Origin of the sequence: Catenuloplanes japonicus, from assembly GCF_000717135.1 — a bacterium.
Classification (GTDB): Bacteria; Actinomycetota; Actinomycetes; order Mycobacteriales; family Micromonosporaceae; genus Catenuloplanes; species Catenuloplanes japonicus.
Genome location: NZ_JNXY01000047.1, coordinates 1 through 14,166, shown reverse-complemented (window position 1 = coordinate 14,166; position 14,166 = coordinate 1). Strand labels below are relative to the sequence as shown.

The following is a 14,166-nucleotide window of genomic DNA, read 5'->3' as shown; positions in this document are numbered from 1 at the left end:
CACGGCCGAGTGGGAGTCGGCGGGCTCTCGGCCGGGCCGCCGCCGTACCGGGAGAAAGCGGTCAGCATCGGACCGTGTGGCGGAACCACTGCGACCAGGCCAGGTCCGACTCCCAGTAGCGGGTCGGGCGGACCTGCCACTGAACCGACTCGCCCTCGATGAACGCCTCCTGCGACCGGACGCCGACCGGCAGCCCGCTCGCGCTGATCTGCGACACGCCCGAACCCCAGTAGCCGGTCAGGCCGGGGACCGCCGCCACCCATGTGAACGACGCGTCGTAGGGGCGTCCGTCCGGGGTGTCGTACCGCGCCGCGAAGATCACCGTGGCCTGCCGCGGCCCGCCGGGAACCGGCCCGGCCACACACTCCGTCGTCACCGCGGCGACACCGGACAGCCCGTCGGGGTCCCCGGTGACCGGCGTGAAGTCGTAGCCGATCAGCCGGTTCCCGCAGACCGCGCCCTCGCCTGCCGCGCTCGGGTAGCTCTCCGTCGAGATGATCGAGCAGTTGAACGACCGCTCCGGCTCGGGGACCGGCCACCAGGTCTCGGCCCGGTCCCAGTCGACCCCGATCACCGACCGGAACAGGCTGAGCATCGCCAGCACCCCGGCCATCGCCAGGACCCCGCGGGAGGTCGCACTACGCACGGCGTCGGTCATCGGCGCCGGCCGCGGAGAGCTGAGCGAAAGATCAGTCAGACTTCGGGCGCGCCCGCAGGTGCGCACGCTCCCCCTGGCTGCCGAACAGACTCAGGAACTCCACCGCATCACCGTCGGCCGCGCCGAACCAGTGCGGGACCCGGGTGTCGAACTCGGCGGCCTCGCCGGGTGCGAGAACCAGATCGTGCTCGCCGAGCACGGTACGGAGGCGGCCGTCGAGGACGTACAGCCACTCGTACCCCTCGTGGGTCTGCAGGTCGGGAACCCGCCGGCCACCGCCGGCCGGGATGACCATCTTGAACGCCTGGATGCCGCCCGCGCGCCGGGTCAGCGGCAGCACGGTCATGCCGTGGTGGTTGACCGGGCGCAGGTGGATGCGCGGGTCGCCGGTCTGCGGCGCGCCGACCAGGTCGTCGAGCGTGACGCCGTGCGCGCGGGCCAGCGGCAGCAGCTGTTCGAGCGTGGGGCGGCGGTCGCCGGACTCGAGGCGGGACAGCGTGCTGACCGAGATCCCGGTGGCGCCGGACAGCGCGGCCAGCGTGGTCTCGCGCTGTTTGCGCAGCGCGCGCAGCCGGGGGCCGACCGCGCCGAGCGTCCTGCCGATTTCCTCGTCCATTCGCCAAGCTTGCCGCTCAGGTGATCATCTTGGCCAGCGCGACCCGGGAGCTGATCCCGAGCCGGTGGAAGATGTTGCGCATGTGGTGGTCGACGGTCCGCGTGCTGAGGAACAGGCGCGCCGCGACCTCCCGGTTCGTCGCGCCGTCCGCGACCAGCCGCGCGATCTGCAACTGCTGCGCGGTGAGCGGCTCGGTGACCGATCGGGCATCGCCGCCGCAGACGCGCAGTTCCGCGCGCGCCTGTTCGGCCCAGGCCCGCGCCCCGCACCGGACGAACGTGTCCAGCGCGGCCCCGACCTGCTCCCGCGCCTGGCCGGGCCGCCTGCGGCGACGAAGATCACGACCGAACAGCAGCTGGGTACGCGCCCGCGCGAACTCGCTCTCCCCGGCCAGGTGCAGCCGCAGCGCCTCCCGGAATCCCGCGTCCGCCTCCGCGCTCCCCCGCCGCGCCAGCAACGCGTGACACCGCGCGGACAGCGCCCGCCGCAGCGGCTCCCCCGTACTCGCCGCCCACCGGTCGAACGCGGTCAACGCTGCCGTCGCCACCCCCGGGTCACCGGCCAGCACGGCGGCCTCGACCAGGTCCGGCACCGCCATCATCTGCACCAGCACGTGCCCGCGCCCGGACCGCACGTCCGCGATCCCGGCGAGCCGCGCCGCCGCCTCCTGCGGGCGTCCGGCCTGGAGGTCGAGCAGCGCGAGCGCCCAGCGTCCCAGCGCGCGCGGCCGGCCGGGACAGCCGTGCAGCTGCGCCAGGCGCCACCGGCAGGCGGCCCGATCGCCGCGCAACGCGGCCAGCAGCGCCAGCATCGCGAGGTGATTGTCGGCCTCGTTCGGCTGGCCCGCGTCCACGGCCGCGCGCGCTCCGGCCAGCGCGATGCTCTCGGCCGCGTCATGGGCGCCACGCCAGAGTTCCGCAGAACCCTTCAGTTCCATCATCCGGGGTACGAGACGAGCCTCCGCAACACCCTCCGCCCGGGTAACCAGGCGCAGCGCGGCGGCGTCGTCCCCGCAGGCCAGCGCGGCAGCGCTCGCTCTGAGCAGGGTGATCGCGCCGGTTCCCCATGCCGCCGGGCCGGGCGCGGAGGGTCTGCCAGCCGGGCTGCCGGTAACCGGCCCGTCGACCGCCGGCCCTCCTGCGGCCGGACCGTCCGAGGCCCGGCCGTCCGAGGCCAGCCCGTCCGAGGCCGGGCTGCCGAGGTCTGCCGCGGCGACGACGCGGCGGAGTGTGGCGACGGCCTGCGGGTAGCGGCCGTCGAAGAGCGCCCCGAACCCCTCGATCCACGCGGCCGGCGTTCCCGCGAGGCCACACCGGGCGGCACGGCGGGTCACGTCCGCATAGCGGTAATGGTCGCCCAGGAAACAGATCGCCTCGCCCGCCCGGAGCAGTGCTTCCGCCTCCTCGGCCGGGCTGTCCGCGAGCAGGTCCGCCGCCTCGAGCAGGCTGGTCACCGCGTCACCGGGCTCGGCGGCACGCAGGGCGATCTCACCGGCCAGCAGCCGCACGCCGGCCGCCGTCTCCCTGGGCAGCATGGCCGGGTCGAGGCGGCGCAGCGTCTCGATCGCCCGGGTGGCATCACCGGAGGACCAGGCGCGGCCCGCTCGCACCAGAATCTGTTCCGCATCCCACGCGCAATCAGCGGACATCGCACCGCAGGCCTGGCCGGCGGGCGGCACGTCACTGCGGCGGCCCGCGTCCGGTCCGCCGGTGGGACAGCCCGCGCACGACACGTCACCGCGGCAACTCGGGGACGGCACGTCGCGAGGACGGCCCGCCGCCGGATCGCCGGCCGGACAGCCCGTGGGCGGCGGGCCGGTGAGGCGGGCGGTGAGTGCGGAGACCGCCTGCGGATCGCGGCGGGAGTGATCGAGGGCGGTCGCTACCAGGGCGGCGAGCGCGTCGCGCAGTTCCGGGCCGGACACGCGGGATATCTGCACCGTCAATGCATCATCCACCCGGACAGTGTTACCCCGATGTAACGCGAAAGGGAAGACCCGGCGATTCTGCCGATGCGGAACCCGGCCCCAGAGGCGGACACTGACCGGCATGCCGCAGAGATTCGTGTCGTTCGACGGCGTCGAGATCAGTTACCGGGACTGGGGCCACCCCGCGGACGTACCCCCGGTGGTTCTTCATCATGGTTTCGCGGTCGACGCGCGTACCAACTGGATCCTGCCCGGGATCGTGGACGCGATAGCGTCCTCCGGCCGCCGCGTGATCGCGCTCGACGCCCGCGGCCACGGCGACTCCGGCAAGCCGACCGATCCGGCCCGCTACGGCGAGCAGGCCATGGCCCGCGACCTGGCCGTCCTCATCGACCGGCTCGGCGTCGCCGAGATCGACCTGGTCGGCTACTCGATGGGCGGCGTCGTCGCCGCGATCGCCGCCACCACCGACCGCCGCATCCGCCGCCTCGTCATCGGCGGCGTGGCCGCCAGCCTGGCCGAACAGGGCGGCGTCGACTCGCGGGTCCTCCCTCGCGCGGAGGTCATCGCCGTCCTCCTGGCCGACGACCCCGCCTCGGTCGCCACCTCCCCCGCCATCGGCTTCCGCACCCTCGCCGACGCGGCCGGCGCCGACCGTCGCGCGCTGGCCGCCCAGGTCACCGCCGCCCACCACGCCCCGATCCCGCTCCACACGATCACCGCGGCCACGCTGATCCTCTGCGGCCACGACGACCCGTTCGCGGTCCGCCCGGACGCGCTCGCCGCCGCCGTCCCCGGCGCCCGCTGGCGCCAGATCCCCGGCGACCACCTCGGCGCGGTCCGCGACCCCGCCTTCACCGAGGCCATCGTCGACTTCCTGAACCGCCCTCTCACGGCCGGCCTCGCACCCCGCTGAGCCTGCCGCCGCCCTCACCGTCTGCCGCCTCCTCGACGCCGACGCCACCCGCGCGGCCCTGCGCCGCGCGAACGTCGCCACCCGGACGGGTGAGCGGTTCAGCGGAGCGAGGTGTCCAGGAGGCGGATGAGGGCGCCGGCGCGGGCACCGCCGGGCGGCGCTGCCGGGTAGCGGTCCAGCACCTCGAGAACGGCCGGGGTGGCCAAAGCCGCGAAGCGGGCGATGTGCTCCTCGCCGACCGCGGGAAGGTCGCCGGCGGCGATCTCCAGGGCGTGTGCGGCATACCCGGCCGAGCCGAGGATGTGTTTGACCTGGGTGGCCTTGGCCAACGGGTGAAGATAGGCGGCGCTGCAGGAAGCGGCGGCGGCGCGGGCGGCCTCGCTCGCGGCGGGCTGTCCGGCGGCGCGGGCCTCCTGGGCCGCCCGCAGCGCGGCCCAGGCGCCGTCGCGCTGGAGCTTCGCCCGTTTCGCACCGTCCACGAAAGTCTGGGCGGCGTCGATCGCATCCCGTGAGCGCGGGTCGCCGGGGCGGTCCTGTTCGAAGATCTTCAGCGCGGTCCGGGCACAGGTCACCGCGAACGCGGCGACCGCACGGAGTTCGGACATGTCGAGTGTGATCGTCGGGCTGTCGGCCATGAGGCCCATCATGATGAGTTCCGGCCCCGCAACGCCAAAGGATCATTGACGTCGGCGGACGTGCGGTCGAAGACGCGAGTTGACCGCCATTGTGCCGACGTCAATGATCCTTTCGCTTGCGGCCGTGAGGATCCTCGCCCAGCGCGGCAGGCGCGGAACCAGGCCGGGCGGTCTCAGGTCAGCGCTTCTCGCAGGCGACGCCGTCCTTGTCGCGGTCGAGGTGGGTGTTGGCGGCGTAGACCTTCGGGGCGACCTTGAACGTCGTCACCGGCTTGGTGCTGCCGCGGACCACGTCGGCCGCGCCGCCCTTGGCGACGCCGTGCGGGTAGACGGCGTTGAGCGCGGCACAGTTCTTGTACTTCGTCGCGGCGATCACCCGGGCCGGGACGGCCGCGTGCCCGTCGGCGGAGGCGGCGACCGGGCTTCCGTAGGCCGGGGCCGGGGCGGCCACGGCGGGCTGGGCGAGCGACACGGCCGCGAGCAGCATCGACGTGGTGAGCAGCGTGGTGCGAAGCGAACGCGACATGGCGGGTCCCCATTCAAAAGATCACAAAAGCGACAACCGAGATCTTGACGGGGTACGCCTCGCGCGCGAGCGGCAACAGCCCGGCATCACCCGACGGGGTGATCGGTTCCGCGACCACGGATCGCCTCAGAAGGACGACGCCATCGCCGTGACCAGCAGCGCGGTCACCGTGCGCGACATCGTCGCCCGCGCCTCGTCGACGCTCAGCGTCAGCTCGTCCCGCAGCAGCGCCCACCCCGCCCACGTCGTCGACACGCTCAGCGCGTCCAGCAGCTGCGCCCGCCCGGGACCGGCCGCGTCCAGCTCGTGCGCGAACAGCGTCTCGATCTCCGCGCGGACGCGGGCGATGTGCCGGCGCCGGTTGTCGCGGAGCTGGGCGGAGAACGGCTGCTTGATCGTGGCGGCGCGGGCGAGCGGCGCGACGATCTCCAACATGCGGGCGCGCTGGCGGCAGAACTCGTCGACCCTGGTCGTGAACGGCAGGGAGGCGTCGATCTCGGTCCAGGCCGCGTCCTGGCGGGCGACGAGGAGCTGGTCGGTGGCGGCGAAGAGCGTCTCGAGGTCCTTGAAGTTGGTCCAGAGCGCGCGGAGGGAGACCCCGGCCCGTTCGGCGATGCGCTCGCCGGTGGGTTTGAGGTCTCCCTCGGAGATGAGCGAGTAGTGCGCCACGACGATGGCGCGGCGGGTGCGTTCGGCACGGGCGGTACGGCCGTCGACTCTGCCGGGGGTGGCATTCCCACCATCGGCTATGGCTGTGCGTGTCTCAGCCACGTACCCACCGCCTCACCTCTCCGGCGCCGGGCCGGGCTCGTCTATCGCGGGAGCGTCAGGAGGCGAGGTTCGCCCGCAGGCGCTTGCGGTCCACCTTACCGACCGAGGTCAGCGGGATCGCGTCGACGATGCGTATCTCTCTCGGGTACTTGTTGGCGGAGAGCACGGTCCGGGCGTACGCGATGAGATCCTCCTGGGTGAGCTCGGGCGCATTGACCGTCACCATCGCGACGACCTCCTCGCCGAGCCGGTTGTCCGGCCGGCCGACCACGGCGCAGCCGGTCACGCCCGGGTGCCGGATCAGCGCCTCCTCCACGTCGCGCGGGTAGACGTTGTACCCGCCCCGGATGATCACGTCCTTCTTCCGGTCGACAATGGACAGATATCCCGATTCATCAAAAATCCCGATATCTCCGGTACGCATCCAACCGTCCGCGGTGAAGTCGCGCGTGCCGTCCCAATAGGCTGACATGACGTTCGGGCCGGTGGCGACGATCTCGCCGGGCTCCCCGGGCGGCACCGGCGCGTCGTCGAAGCCGAGCAGCCGCAACGACACGCCCGGCACCGGCCGGCCCACGGTCCCGGGACGGGCCTTCCCGGGCGGCGTCGAGGTGAGGATCCCGGCCGTCTCGGTGCAGCCGTAACCCTCCAGGATCTGCACGGACGGCACCCGTCGCACGAACTCCTCCGCGACCGCCCGGGGCAGCGGCGCCGCGCCGGAGAACACGTTGCGCAACGAGGACAGGTCGAAGTCCTCCAGCGGCTCCGCCAACAGCATGGAGATCATCGAGGGTACGACCGCGGCCTGCTGCACCCGGTGCTCCTCCGCCAGCCGCAGCCACATGGGCGCGTCGAAGAACCGCAGCAGCGCGGTCGACTCCGGCTCCGGGATCTGCTGGGTACCGACCGTGACCAGCATGCCGTAGGAGTGCGACAGCGGCAGCGCGGTCACCGACCGCGAGATCCCGGAGACGAAGCTGACCCGCCGGGACGCGCCCGAGGCCGCGTCGATGTTCGCGTGCGTGAGCGCCACGCCCTTGCTGCGCCCGGTCGTCCCGCCGGTGTAGAGCAGCGCCGCGAGCCCGTCCTCACCGCGGTCGACCAGCGTGCCGGGCTCGGTCTCCAGCGGCGCGAAGTCCACGACGACCGGGATGTCCAGGCCCGCCACGGCGGCCTGCACCTTCGGCACCAGCTCGGCCGTGGTGATCACGGCGACCGCGCCGGAGTCGTCGATCATGTGGCGCAGCTCGGTCGGCGTCACCAGGAAGACGATCGGCGTCACCACCGCGCCGGCGCGCCAGATCGCGTGGTAGCTGATCACCACCTCGGGACAGTTCGCCATGAACACCACGACCCGGTCGCCGGGCTTCACCCCGATCGACCGCAGCCCCGCGCTGAACCGCACCGCCCGGTCGAACAGCTGCTCGGAGGTGTGCCAGACACCCTCCGCGCAGATCGCCGGATAGTCCCCGTGCCGCTCACGGGCCTTCTCGAAGAGCCTGGCGAGGTTCACTGTGCCTCCTGAGTTCGCGACTGCGGGGCTCCGCTACGCACTCGCAGCCCGCCACCCGCCTGCGGCACCGCCCGCTCCACTGCACTCCTCGCGCTCACGATGCCTCCTGGGTTCGCGACTGCGGGGCTCCGCTACGCACTCGCAGCCCGCCACCCGCCTGCGGCACCGCCCGCTCCGGCGCGCTCACGGTTGCCACCTCTTCAACTCCCGGCGGGCCAGGGAGCGACGATGCACCTCGTCCGGCCCGTCGGCGAGCCGCAGCGTGCGCGCGCCCGCCCACAGCTGGGCCAGCGGCGTGTCCTGGCTGACGCCGCCCGCGCCGTGCGCCTGGATCGCCTTGTCGATGATCCATTCCACCGTGGACGGCGCCGCGATCTTGATGGCCTGGATCTCCGTGTGCGCGCCGCGGTTGCCCACGGTGTCCATCAGCCAGGCGGTCTTCAGCACCAGCAGGCGCAGCTGCTCGACCCGGACGCGCGACTCCGCGATCCAGTCCTGCACCACGCCCTGGTCCGCGAGCGGCCGCCCGAACGCGACGCGCGACGACACCCGGCGGCACATCAGCTCGATCGCCCGCTCGGCCATCCCGATCAGCCGCATGCAGTGGTGGATCCGGCCGGGCCCGAGGCGCGCCTGCGAGATGGCGAACCCATCGCCTTCGGCGCCGATCAAATTCTCCGCGGGTACGCGTACCCCCTCGAAATTGATCTCCGCGTGCCCGCCGTGGTCCGCGTCGTCGTAGCCGAACGTCCGCATCCCGCGCCTGATGTGCACACCGGGCGTGTCCCGCGGGACCAGGATCTGGCTCTGCTGGCGGTGCCGTTCCGCGGACGGATCGGTCTTGCCCATCACGATGAGCACGGCGCACGCCGGATTCATCGCACCGGTGATGAACCACTTCCGCCCGTTGATCACGTAGTCGTCGCCGTCGCGCACGATGCTGGTGGTGATGTTCGTGGCGTCGGAGGAGGCCACGTCCGGCTCCGTCATCGCGAACGCGGACCGGATCCGCCCGTCCAGCAGCGGTTCCAGCCACTCCTTCTGCTGCGCCGGCGTGCCGAACTCGGCCAGCAGCTCCATGTTCCCGGTGTCCGGCGCGGCGCAGTTGAGCGCGGCCGGCGCGAGCGCGGGGCTGCGGCCGGTCAGCTCCGCCAGCGGCGCGTACTGCAGGTTCGTCAGCCCGGCACCGCGCCCGCCGGGGAGGAAGAGGTTCCACAGCCCGCGCGCGCGGGCCTCGGCCTGCAGTTCGCGCAGGACCGGCGGTGGCCCCCAGCTCCCGGGCTCGTTCTCCGCAACACGGGTCTCGGCCGGATAGACGTGTGATTCCAGGAAGTCCGTCAGCCGGGCCTGGTAGTCCCGGGTCGTCTCGTCGTACGCGAAGTCCATGGTCAGCCCTCCTCCAGCGCGGCGAGCCCGGCGTCGACCAGCGGCAGCACGCGCGCGCCGATCGTGTCGAAGCCGGCCCCGACGGTCTTGCCCTGGGTGTAGCGGTAGTGGACGCCTTCGAGGATCACGGCGAGCTTGAACGCGGACATGGCCGTGTACCAGCGAAGATTCCCGACATCTCGTCCTGATTTTTCGGCATATACGGAGATCAGCTCGTCGATGGTGGGGTGGCCGGGCACGGTGGTGACCGCGTCGTGCGAACCGCGCGCGGCCGGCATCGGCGTGCCCAGGTAGACCGCGAACAGGCCGACGTCGGCCAGCGGGTCGCCCAGCGTGGACATCTCCCAGTCGAGCACCGCGGCGATCCGGTCGCCGCCGCCGGTGCCGACCACGGTGTTGTCCAGCCGGAAGTCGCCGTGCACGATGCTCGCGGCGGACAGCTCCGGCGCGGTCGCGGCCAGCCGGTCGTGCAGCGCGTCGATGCCGGGCAGGTCACGGCTGCGCGAGCCGTCCAGCTGCCGTTTCCACCGGGACACCTGCCGCGCGTTGTACCCGTCCGGCCTGCCGAAATCCGCCAGCCCGACCTCGGCCGGCACGATCGTGTGCAGGTCCGCGAGCGTGCCGATCAGCCGGAACGCCAGCGCCCGCACCCGTTCCGGCCCGAGCGCGGCCAGCGACTCCGGGTCCCGCAGCACCGCGCCTTCCACGTGCTCCATCACGTAGAACGGCGCCCCGAGCACGTCAGGATCAAGACACAGATGCAGCATCGCGGGTACGGGCACGCGCGTGCCCCGCAGCGCCGCCATCACCCGGTGCTCGCGGCCCATGTCGTGCGCGGTGGCCAGCACATGCCCGAGCGGCGGCCGCCGGACCACCCAGGTCGTGGCGCCGTCCGTCACGGTGTAGGTCAGGTTCGACCGCCCGCCCGCGATCACCGCCCCGTCCAGCGGCCCGGTGACCAGCCCCGGCAGCACGGTGTCGAGGTGTTTCCGCAGCGCTTCCAGGTCGAGGCCGGGCAGGCTCACAGCGCCTCCCGGGTGAGCGACTGCGGGGCTCCGCTACGCAGTTGCGGCTCGTCCATCGGCTGTGATGCCGCGCGCTTCGCTGCACTCCTCGCACTCACGAGACCACCTCCGCCTTCTGCTGCAGGCGGTTCATCGCGCCGAGCCAGCGTTCCGGCTCGGCGGCACGACGCGCGTAGAACGCCGCGACCTCGGGGTGCGGCAGGATCAGGAACCGGTCGTCGGTCAGCGCCTCCCGGACCCGGTCCGCGACCTCGTCCGCGCCGATCGCGTCCGGGCCGAGCAGCAGGTCGCCGATCGGGCCGGTGCCGGCCAGCATCGGCGTGCGCACCCCCTGCGGGCAGAGCGCCTGGACCACGATGCCACGGTGCGCGTAGGTGGCCCGCATCCACTCGGCGAACGCGACCGCCGCGTGCTTGGTGACCGAGTACGGCGCGGAGCCGAGCATGGTGAGCAGCCCCGCCGCGGACGCGGTCACCAGGAACCGGCCGCTGCCCCGCTCCAGCCAGCGCGGCAGCGCGGCCTTCGCGGCGTGCACGTGGGCCAGCACGTTCACCCGCCAGGCCAGGTCCCACTCCGCCGCGGTCGCGGCCTCGGTGCCCGCGGTCGGCACGCCCGCGTTCGCGCAGAACAGGTCCAGCCCGCCGAGCGACCCCCAGGCGAACCCGACCAGCCGCTCCACGAAGTCCGGATCCGCGGCGTCGCCGGCGAACGCGCGGCCGCCGATCTCGTGCGCGACGTGGTGGGCCGCGACCGGGTCCAGGTCGTTGACCACGACGACCGCGCCGTCGGCCGCGAACCGGCGGGCCATGGCCGCGCCGATCCCGGACCCGCCGCCGGTGACCACCACCACCGCGTTCTTGAGCTCCAGCGCGCTGCTCACGGCACGATCACCACCCTGCCGGTGGTCGCGCCGCCCGCCAGCGCGGTCAGCCCTTCGACGGCCCGGTCCAGCGGGAGCACCTGCGAGACGTACGGGTCGATCGCGCCCTTCGCGGCCAGTTCCGCCAGCGCGGACGCGGCCTCGTGCACGACCTCGGGGCGGCGGCTGCGGTACAGCCCCCAGTGCAGGCCGACCACGCTGTAGTTCTTGACCAGCGCGTGGTTCGTGGCCGCCTTCGCCATGTCGCCGGACGTGAAGCCGACGATCACGATCCGCCCCTCGAACGCGACGACCTTCGTGGACGCCGCGAACGCGTTGCCGCCGACCGGGTCGTAGACCACGTCCGCGCCCCGCTTCCCGCACGCCTCCTTGAGCGCGGCCACGAAGTCCTCCTGCGCCGGGTACGCCAGCCGGTCGATCACCTCGTCCGCACCCAGCTCACGCGCGATGCGGACCTTCTCCGGCCCGCCGGCCACGCCGACCACGCGCGCGCCGGCCGCCTTACCGAGCTGGATCGCGGCCGAGCCGACGCCGCCGGCCGCCGCGTGCACCAGCAGCGTCTCGCCCGGCCGCAGGTGGGCGCGTGTGTGCAGGCCGACCCAGCCGGTCTGGTAGGCCACGAAGAACGCGGCGGCCTTCGTATCGTCCAGTTCCGGCGGCGCCGGGTAGAGGAGGCGCGGGTCGGCCAGCGCGTAGTCCGCGAGCGCGCCGTGCGGCAGCGACGCGCCGCCGACCACCCTGTCGCCGACGGTCAGGCCGGACGTGCCCGGGTCGGCGACCTCACCGCACAGCTCGATGCCGGGCGTGAACGGCAGCGGCGGACGCTCCTGGTAGCGGCCCTGGACGAGCAGCGCGTCCGGGAAGTTGAGCGCGCACGCCCGTACCCTCAGCAGAATTTGATCTTGGTTTGGTGTTGGCTTCTCGACGTCCTCGCTCAGGCGCAGGGCCGTGGCGGGATCGCCGTTCTCGTGCACCTGCCAGGCCCTCATGCGCCCACCCGTCCCGTCAGCGTGAGCCCGCCGTCGAGCACCAGCGTCTGTCCCGTGATCCACGACGCCTCGTCCGAGGCGAGGAACGCGACCGCGCCGGCCACGTCCTCCGGCTCGCCGAGCCTCCCCAGTGGGTAGAGCGCCGCGACCTCGTCCTCACGCCCCTGGTAGAGCGTGGTGGCGAAGCGCGTCTTGACCACCGCCGGCGCGACCGCGTTGACCCGGACGCCCGGCCCGAGCTCGACCGCGAGGCACGCCGTGAGGTGGCTGAGCGCCGCCTTGCTGACCCCGTAGAACGCGATCCCCGGCGACGGCGTGATCCCCGCGACCGAGCACATGTTGATGACGGAGCCGCTGGTCAGCCCGCCGTCCTTGATCGCCCGCTGGGTCCACCCGAGCGCCCCCAGCAGGTTCACATCGAGGATCTTGCGCGCCGCCCCGAGATCCAGATCCGCCAGCGCGCCGCCGACCGGGTTGATCCCCGCGTTGTTGACCAGGATGTCCACCCCGCCGAACCACTCCACGGCCCGCGCGATCGTCTCCGCGCGATGATCGTCGTCGTCGGCCTTCCCCGCGACCCCCCTGGCCCGCTCCCCCAGGTCGTCGACCGCCTGCTTGAGCGCCTCCTCCTTGCGCGCCGTGATCACCACGTTCGCGCCCTGCGCGATCAGGCGGCGGGCGATGCCGAGGCCGATCCCGCGGGACGCGCCGGTGATCACCGCCGTGCGTCCGCCGAGGCTTCGCTTGTCTCCGGTCACTGCACCTCCAGGTTTGTGCACCGCCGATGCAGATACTAGGCGATGGGTTTATACATTTCTAGTGCATTAACTTAACCTTCCCTAGGATGGATTCTGCACCATCCCGACGCCATCAGGAGGTCCACACGCAATGAGAGTCTTCGATGACCCCGCCGCCCTCGTCGCCGCCGCGGGCGAGCACCTCGGCTACAGCGACTGGCTCACCGTCGACCAGTCCCGCATCGACGCCTTCGCCACCGCCACCGGCGACGACCAGTGGATCCACGTCGACCCCGCCCGCGCCGCCACCGGCCCCTTCGGCACCACCATCGCCCACGGCTTCCTCACGCTGTCCCTGATCCCCGCCCTGTCCTGGCAGATCTACAAGATCGAGGGGGTACGCATGGGCATCAACTACGGCCTCGACCGCGTCCGCTTCCCCGCACCGCTCCCCACCGGCTCCCGCGTCCGCGCCGGCATCCAGCTGCTCACCGTCACCCCCGTCGCCGGCGACGCCCTCCAGATCGCCTCCGAGGTCACCATCGAGCGAGAGGGCGGCGACAAGCCGGTCTGCGTCGCCCAGACCCTCTCCCGGGTCTACCCATGACGCTCCCCGCGCGCCGATCGGTCCTGACCCACGGCCTCCCACGCCTCCGCGACTTCTACCGGGGCCTCGGCTGGAAGCCGGTCCCCGGCAGCGACGACAGCCGGACAGGTTTCCTGCTCGGCGGCGCCCCCCTCGCGCTCTGCCCGATCCCCGCACTCGCGGCGGAAGCCGGGTGGGGCGTGGCTCCCGGTCCGGCGTGACGCCGGCCGCAACGTGGACAGCGCCACCGAGGCCGACACCGCCCGCACCGCCGCCCTGGCCGCCGGCGCCGCCCCGATCGCACCCCCGGTCACGCGCCCCGGGGGCGGCCGATCCGCCTACATCGCCGGCCCCGAGGCCAACCGCTGGGAGATCGCCTGGCCCCCAGTCGGCGCCCGCGGAGCCCTGATGCCCTTCGGCTGATCAACCGGATCCGCTCGCTCCGGCCACACCGCCACGGACCGCCGCCTCCTCCACGGTGCGGACACTCCGCTTCCAACAAGATCCTTGCGGCTCTGGTGGCCCTTTCGCGGGCCGGGGAAGGGCCACCAGAGCCGCAAGGATCTCGCCCCGCCCCTTCGCCCGCCCGCGGCGGGTCTTTTGTCCTTACTGACCTTTGAGCCGTCAAGGTTCGGTCGGACGATTGCCCGCGCGCCCCGCAGGGTCCAGCACCGCGCCCGAAATTTCATGAGATAGCCGGCCGAGGTCGGTGGCCCGTGCCGCTCGTGCGGTCCGTGGAAGATCGTTGTTGCGCTCGCTGCTCTTTCAACCCGCCGGAAAGGACGGTGAGCGCAACAACGATCTCTACCCGCCCCTCCCTGCCGACGATATGCCGAAATTTCGGGCGCATTGCGCCCGGATATGGCCGGCGCCGGGCCCAGCGGCCGCCCCCGGGTCGTGAGTGGCCGTTCTCATAACCGGCCGGCGCTGTCGAGGTCGTGAGATGGCCGGGCTCGCCGCCGCTATGTCATGAAATTTCGGGCGCAGAGCACCCCCGCGGC

General features: G+C 72.8%; 16 protein-coding genes. 4 read left to right on the top strand and 12 right to left on the bottom strand.

Features of this window, described 5'->3' with window-relative positions; genetic code table 11:
• Positions 1-61: 61 nt before the first annotated feature.
• The 3 genes from OP04_RS45435 to OP04_RS45425 are packed head-to-tail and all read right to left on the bottom strand — an operon-like array spanning position 62 to position 3,231.
• The gene (locus tag OP04_RS45435) at positions 62-646 is read right to left on the bottom strand and encodes a hypothetical protein (protein WP_157241232.1); all 585 of its coding nucleotides are present in this window, start codon (positions 644-646) and stop codon (positions 62-64) included.
• A gap of 43 nt (positions 647-689) precedes the next feature.
• Positions 690-1,274: a helix-turn-helix domain-containing protein gene (locus OP04_RS45430; RefSeq protein WP_033346279.1), complete on the bottom strand. Its 585-nt coding sequence runs from the start codon at positions 1,272-1,274 to the stop codon at positions 690-692.
• A gap of 16 nt (positions 1,275-1,290) precedes the next feature.
• Positions 1,291-3,231, bottom strand: coding sequence for a helix-turn-helix transcriptional regulator (locus OP04_RS45425; RefSeq protein ID WP_157241229.1), 1,941 nt, complete (start codon positions 3,229-3,231; stop codon positions 1,291-1,293).
• 91 nt (positions 3,232-3,322) lie between these two features.
• On the opposite strand from OP04_RS45425, the gene OP04_RS45420 reads away from it, so the two are divergent.
• Positions 3,323-4,117: an alpha/beta fold hydrolase gene (locus tag OP04_RS45420; protein ID WP_033346278.1), complete on the top strand. Its 795-nt coding sequence runs from the start codon at positions 3,323-3,325 to the stop codon at positions 4,115-4,117.
• A 98-nt stretch (positions 4,118-4,215) separates the two neighbouring features.
• Here the strand turns inward: OP04_RS45420 and OP04_RS45415 are convergent, their stop codons facing one another.
• The 9 genes from OP04_RS45415 to OP04_RS45375 all read right to left on the bottom strand — a co-directional run bounded on the left by OP04_RS45415 (position 4,216) and on the right by OP04_RS45375 (position 12,600).
• The gene (locus tag OP04_RS45415) at positions 4,216-4,752 is read right to left on the bottom strand and encodes a putative immunity protein (RefSeq protein WP_198154268.1); all 537 of its coding nucleotides are present in this window, start codon (positions 4,750-4,752) and stop codon (positions 4,216-4,218) included.
• Positions 4,753-4,930: 178 nt separating this feature from the next.
• On the bottom strand, positions 4,931-5,278 hold the full coding sequence (locus OP04_RS45410) for an excalibur calcium-binding domain-containing protein (protein WP_232323996.1): 348 nt from the start codon (positions 5,276-5,278) through the stop codon (positions 4,931-4,933).
• Positions 5,279-5,404: 126 nt separating this feature from the next.
• A complete protein-coding gene (locus OP04_RS45405; protein WP_232323995.1) occupies positions 5,405-6,049 on the bottom strand; it encodes a TetR/AcrR family transcriptional regulator in 645 nt (214 codons plus the stop codon).
• Between the two features lie 55 nt (positions 6,050-6,104).
• Positions 6,105-7,562, bottom strand: coding sequence for a class I adenylate-forming enzyme family protein (locus OP04_RS45400; protein WP_033346276.1), 1,458 nt, complete (start codon positions 7,560-7,562; stop codon positions 6,105-6,107).
• A gap of 183 nt (positions 7,563-7,745) precedes the next feature.
• Entirely contained in the window at positions 7,746-8,948 is a 1,203-nt protein-coding gene (locus OP04_RS45395) for an acyl-CoA dehydrogenase family protein (RefSeq protein ID WP_033346275.1), read from the bottom strand.
• Positions 8,949-8,950: 2 nt separating this feature from the next.
• A complete protein-coding gene (locus OP04_RS45390; protein ID WP_198154272.1) occupies positions 8,951-9,967 on the bottom strand; it encodes a phosphotransferase family protein in 1,017 nt (338 codons plus the stop codon).
• 100 nt (positions 9,968-10,067) lie between these two features.
• Positions 10,068-10,841: an SDR family oxidoreductase gene (locus OP04_RS45385; protein ID WP_198154271.1), complete on the bottom strand. Its 774-nt coding sequence runs from the start codon at positions 10,839-10,841 to the stop codon at positions 10,068-10,070.
• Positions 10,842-10,849: 8 nt separating this feature from the next.
• The gene (locus OP04_RS45380; RefSeq protein WP_033346272.1) at positions 10,850-11,842 is read right to left on the bottom strand and encodes an NADPH:quinone oxidoreductase family protein; all 993 of its coding nucleotides are present in this window, start codon (positions 11,840-11,842) and stop codon (positions 10,850-10,852) included.
• Positions 11,839-12,600, bottom strand: a complete 762-nt coding sequence (locus OP04_RS45375; RefSeq protein ID WP_033346271.1) for an SDR family oxidoreductase — start codon at positions 12,598-12,600, stop codon at positions 11,839-11,841. Before OP04_RS45375 ends, OP04_RS45380 begins: the two co-directional genes overlap by 4 nt.
• A 130-nt stretch (positions 12,601-12,730) precedes the next feature.
• On the opposite strand from OP04_RS45375, the gene OP04_RS45370 reads away from it, so the two are divergent.
• Genes OP04_RS45370 through OP04_RS55165 form a run of 3 tightly spaced genes read left to right on the top strand, consistent with a single transcriptional unit; the run spans position 12,731 to position 13,588 of the window.
• Positions 12,731-13,186: a MaoC family dehydratase gene (locus OP04_RS45370; protein WP_033346270.1), complete on the top strand. Its 456-nt coding sequence runs from the start codon at positions 12,731-12,733 to the stop codon at positions 13,184-13,186.
• Positions 13,183-13,386 (top strand): VOC family protein, encoded by a 204-nt coding sequence (locus OP04_RS55170; RefSeq protein ID WP_198154266.1) that lies wholly within the window; start codon positions 13,183-13,185, stop codon positions 13,384-13,386. The genes OP04_RS45370 and OP04_RS55170 overlap by 4 nt, the downstream gene beginning before the upstream one ends.
• A gap of 13 nt (positions 13,387-13,399) precedes the next feature.
• Complete coding sequence (locus OP04_RS55165; RefSeq protein WP_198154264.1) at positions 13,400-13,588, top strand: hypothetical protein; 189 nt, start codon at positions 13,400-13,402, stop codon at positions 13,586-13,588.
• The last annotated feature ends 578 nt before the right edge of the window (positions 13,589-14,166 follow it).

What these genes read in the sequence shown, in the direction of transcription:
- OP04_RS45380 (WP_033346272.1), bottom strand. Translation starts at nt 11,842, where the DNA reads ATGAGGGCCTGGCAGGTGCACGAGAACGGCGATCCCGCCACGGCCCTG.
- OP04_RS45370 (WP_033346270.1), top strand. Translation starts at nt 12,731, where the DNA reads ATGAGAGTCTTCGATGACCCCGCCGCCCTCGTCGCCGCCGCGGGCGAG.
- OP04_RS45420 (WP_033346278.1), top strand. Translation starts at nt 3,323, where the DNA reads ATGCCGCAGAGATTCGTGTCGTTCGACGGCGTCGAGATCAGTTACCGG.
- OP04_RS45395 (WP_033346275.1), bottom strand. Translation starts at nt 8,948, where the DNA reads ATGGACTTCGCGTACGACGAGACGACCCGGGACTACCAGGCCCGGCTG.
- OP04_RS45415 (WP_198154268.1), bottom strand. Translation starts at nt 4,752, where the DNA reads ATGGCCGACAGCCCGACGATCACACTCGACATGTCCGAACTCCGTGCG.
- OP04_RS45410 (WP_232323996.1), bottom strand. Translation starts at nt 5,278, where the DNA reads ATGTCGCGTTCGCTTCGCACCACGCTGCTCACCACGTCGATGCTGCTC.
- OP04_RS45430 (WP_033346279.1), bottom strand. Translation starts at nt 1,274, where the DNA reads ATGGACGAGGAAATCGGCAGGACGCTCGGCGCGGTCGGCCCCCGGCTG.
- OP04_RS55170 (WP_198154266.1), top strand. Translation starts at nt 13,183, where the DNA reads ATGACGCTCCCCGCGCGCCGATCGGTCCTGACCCACGGCCTCCCACGC.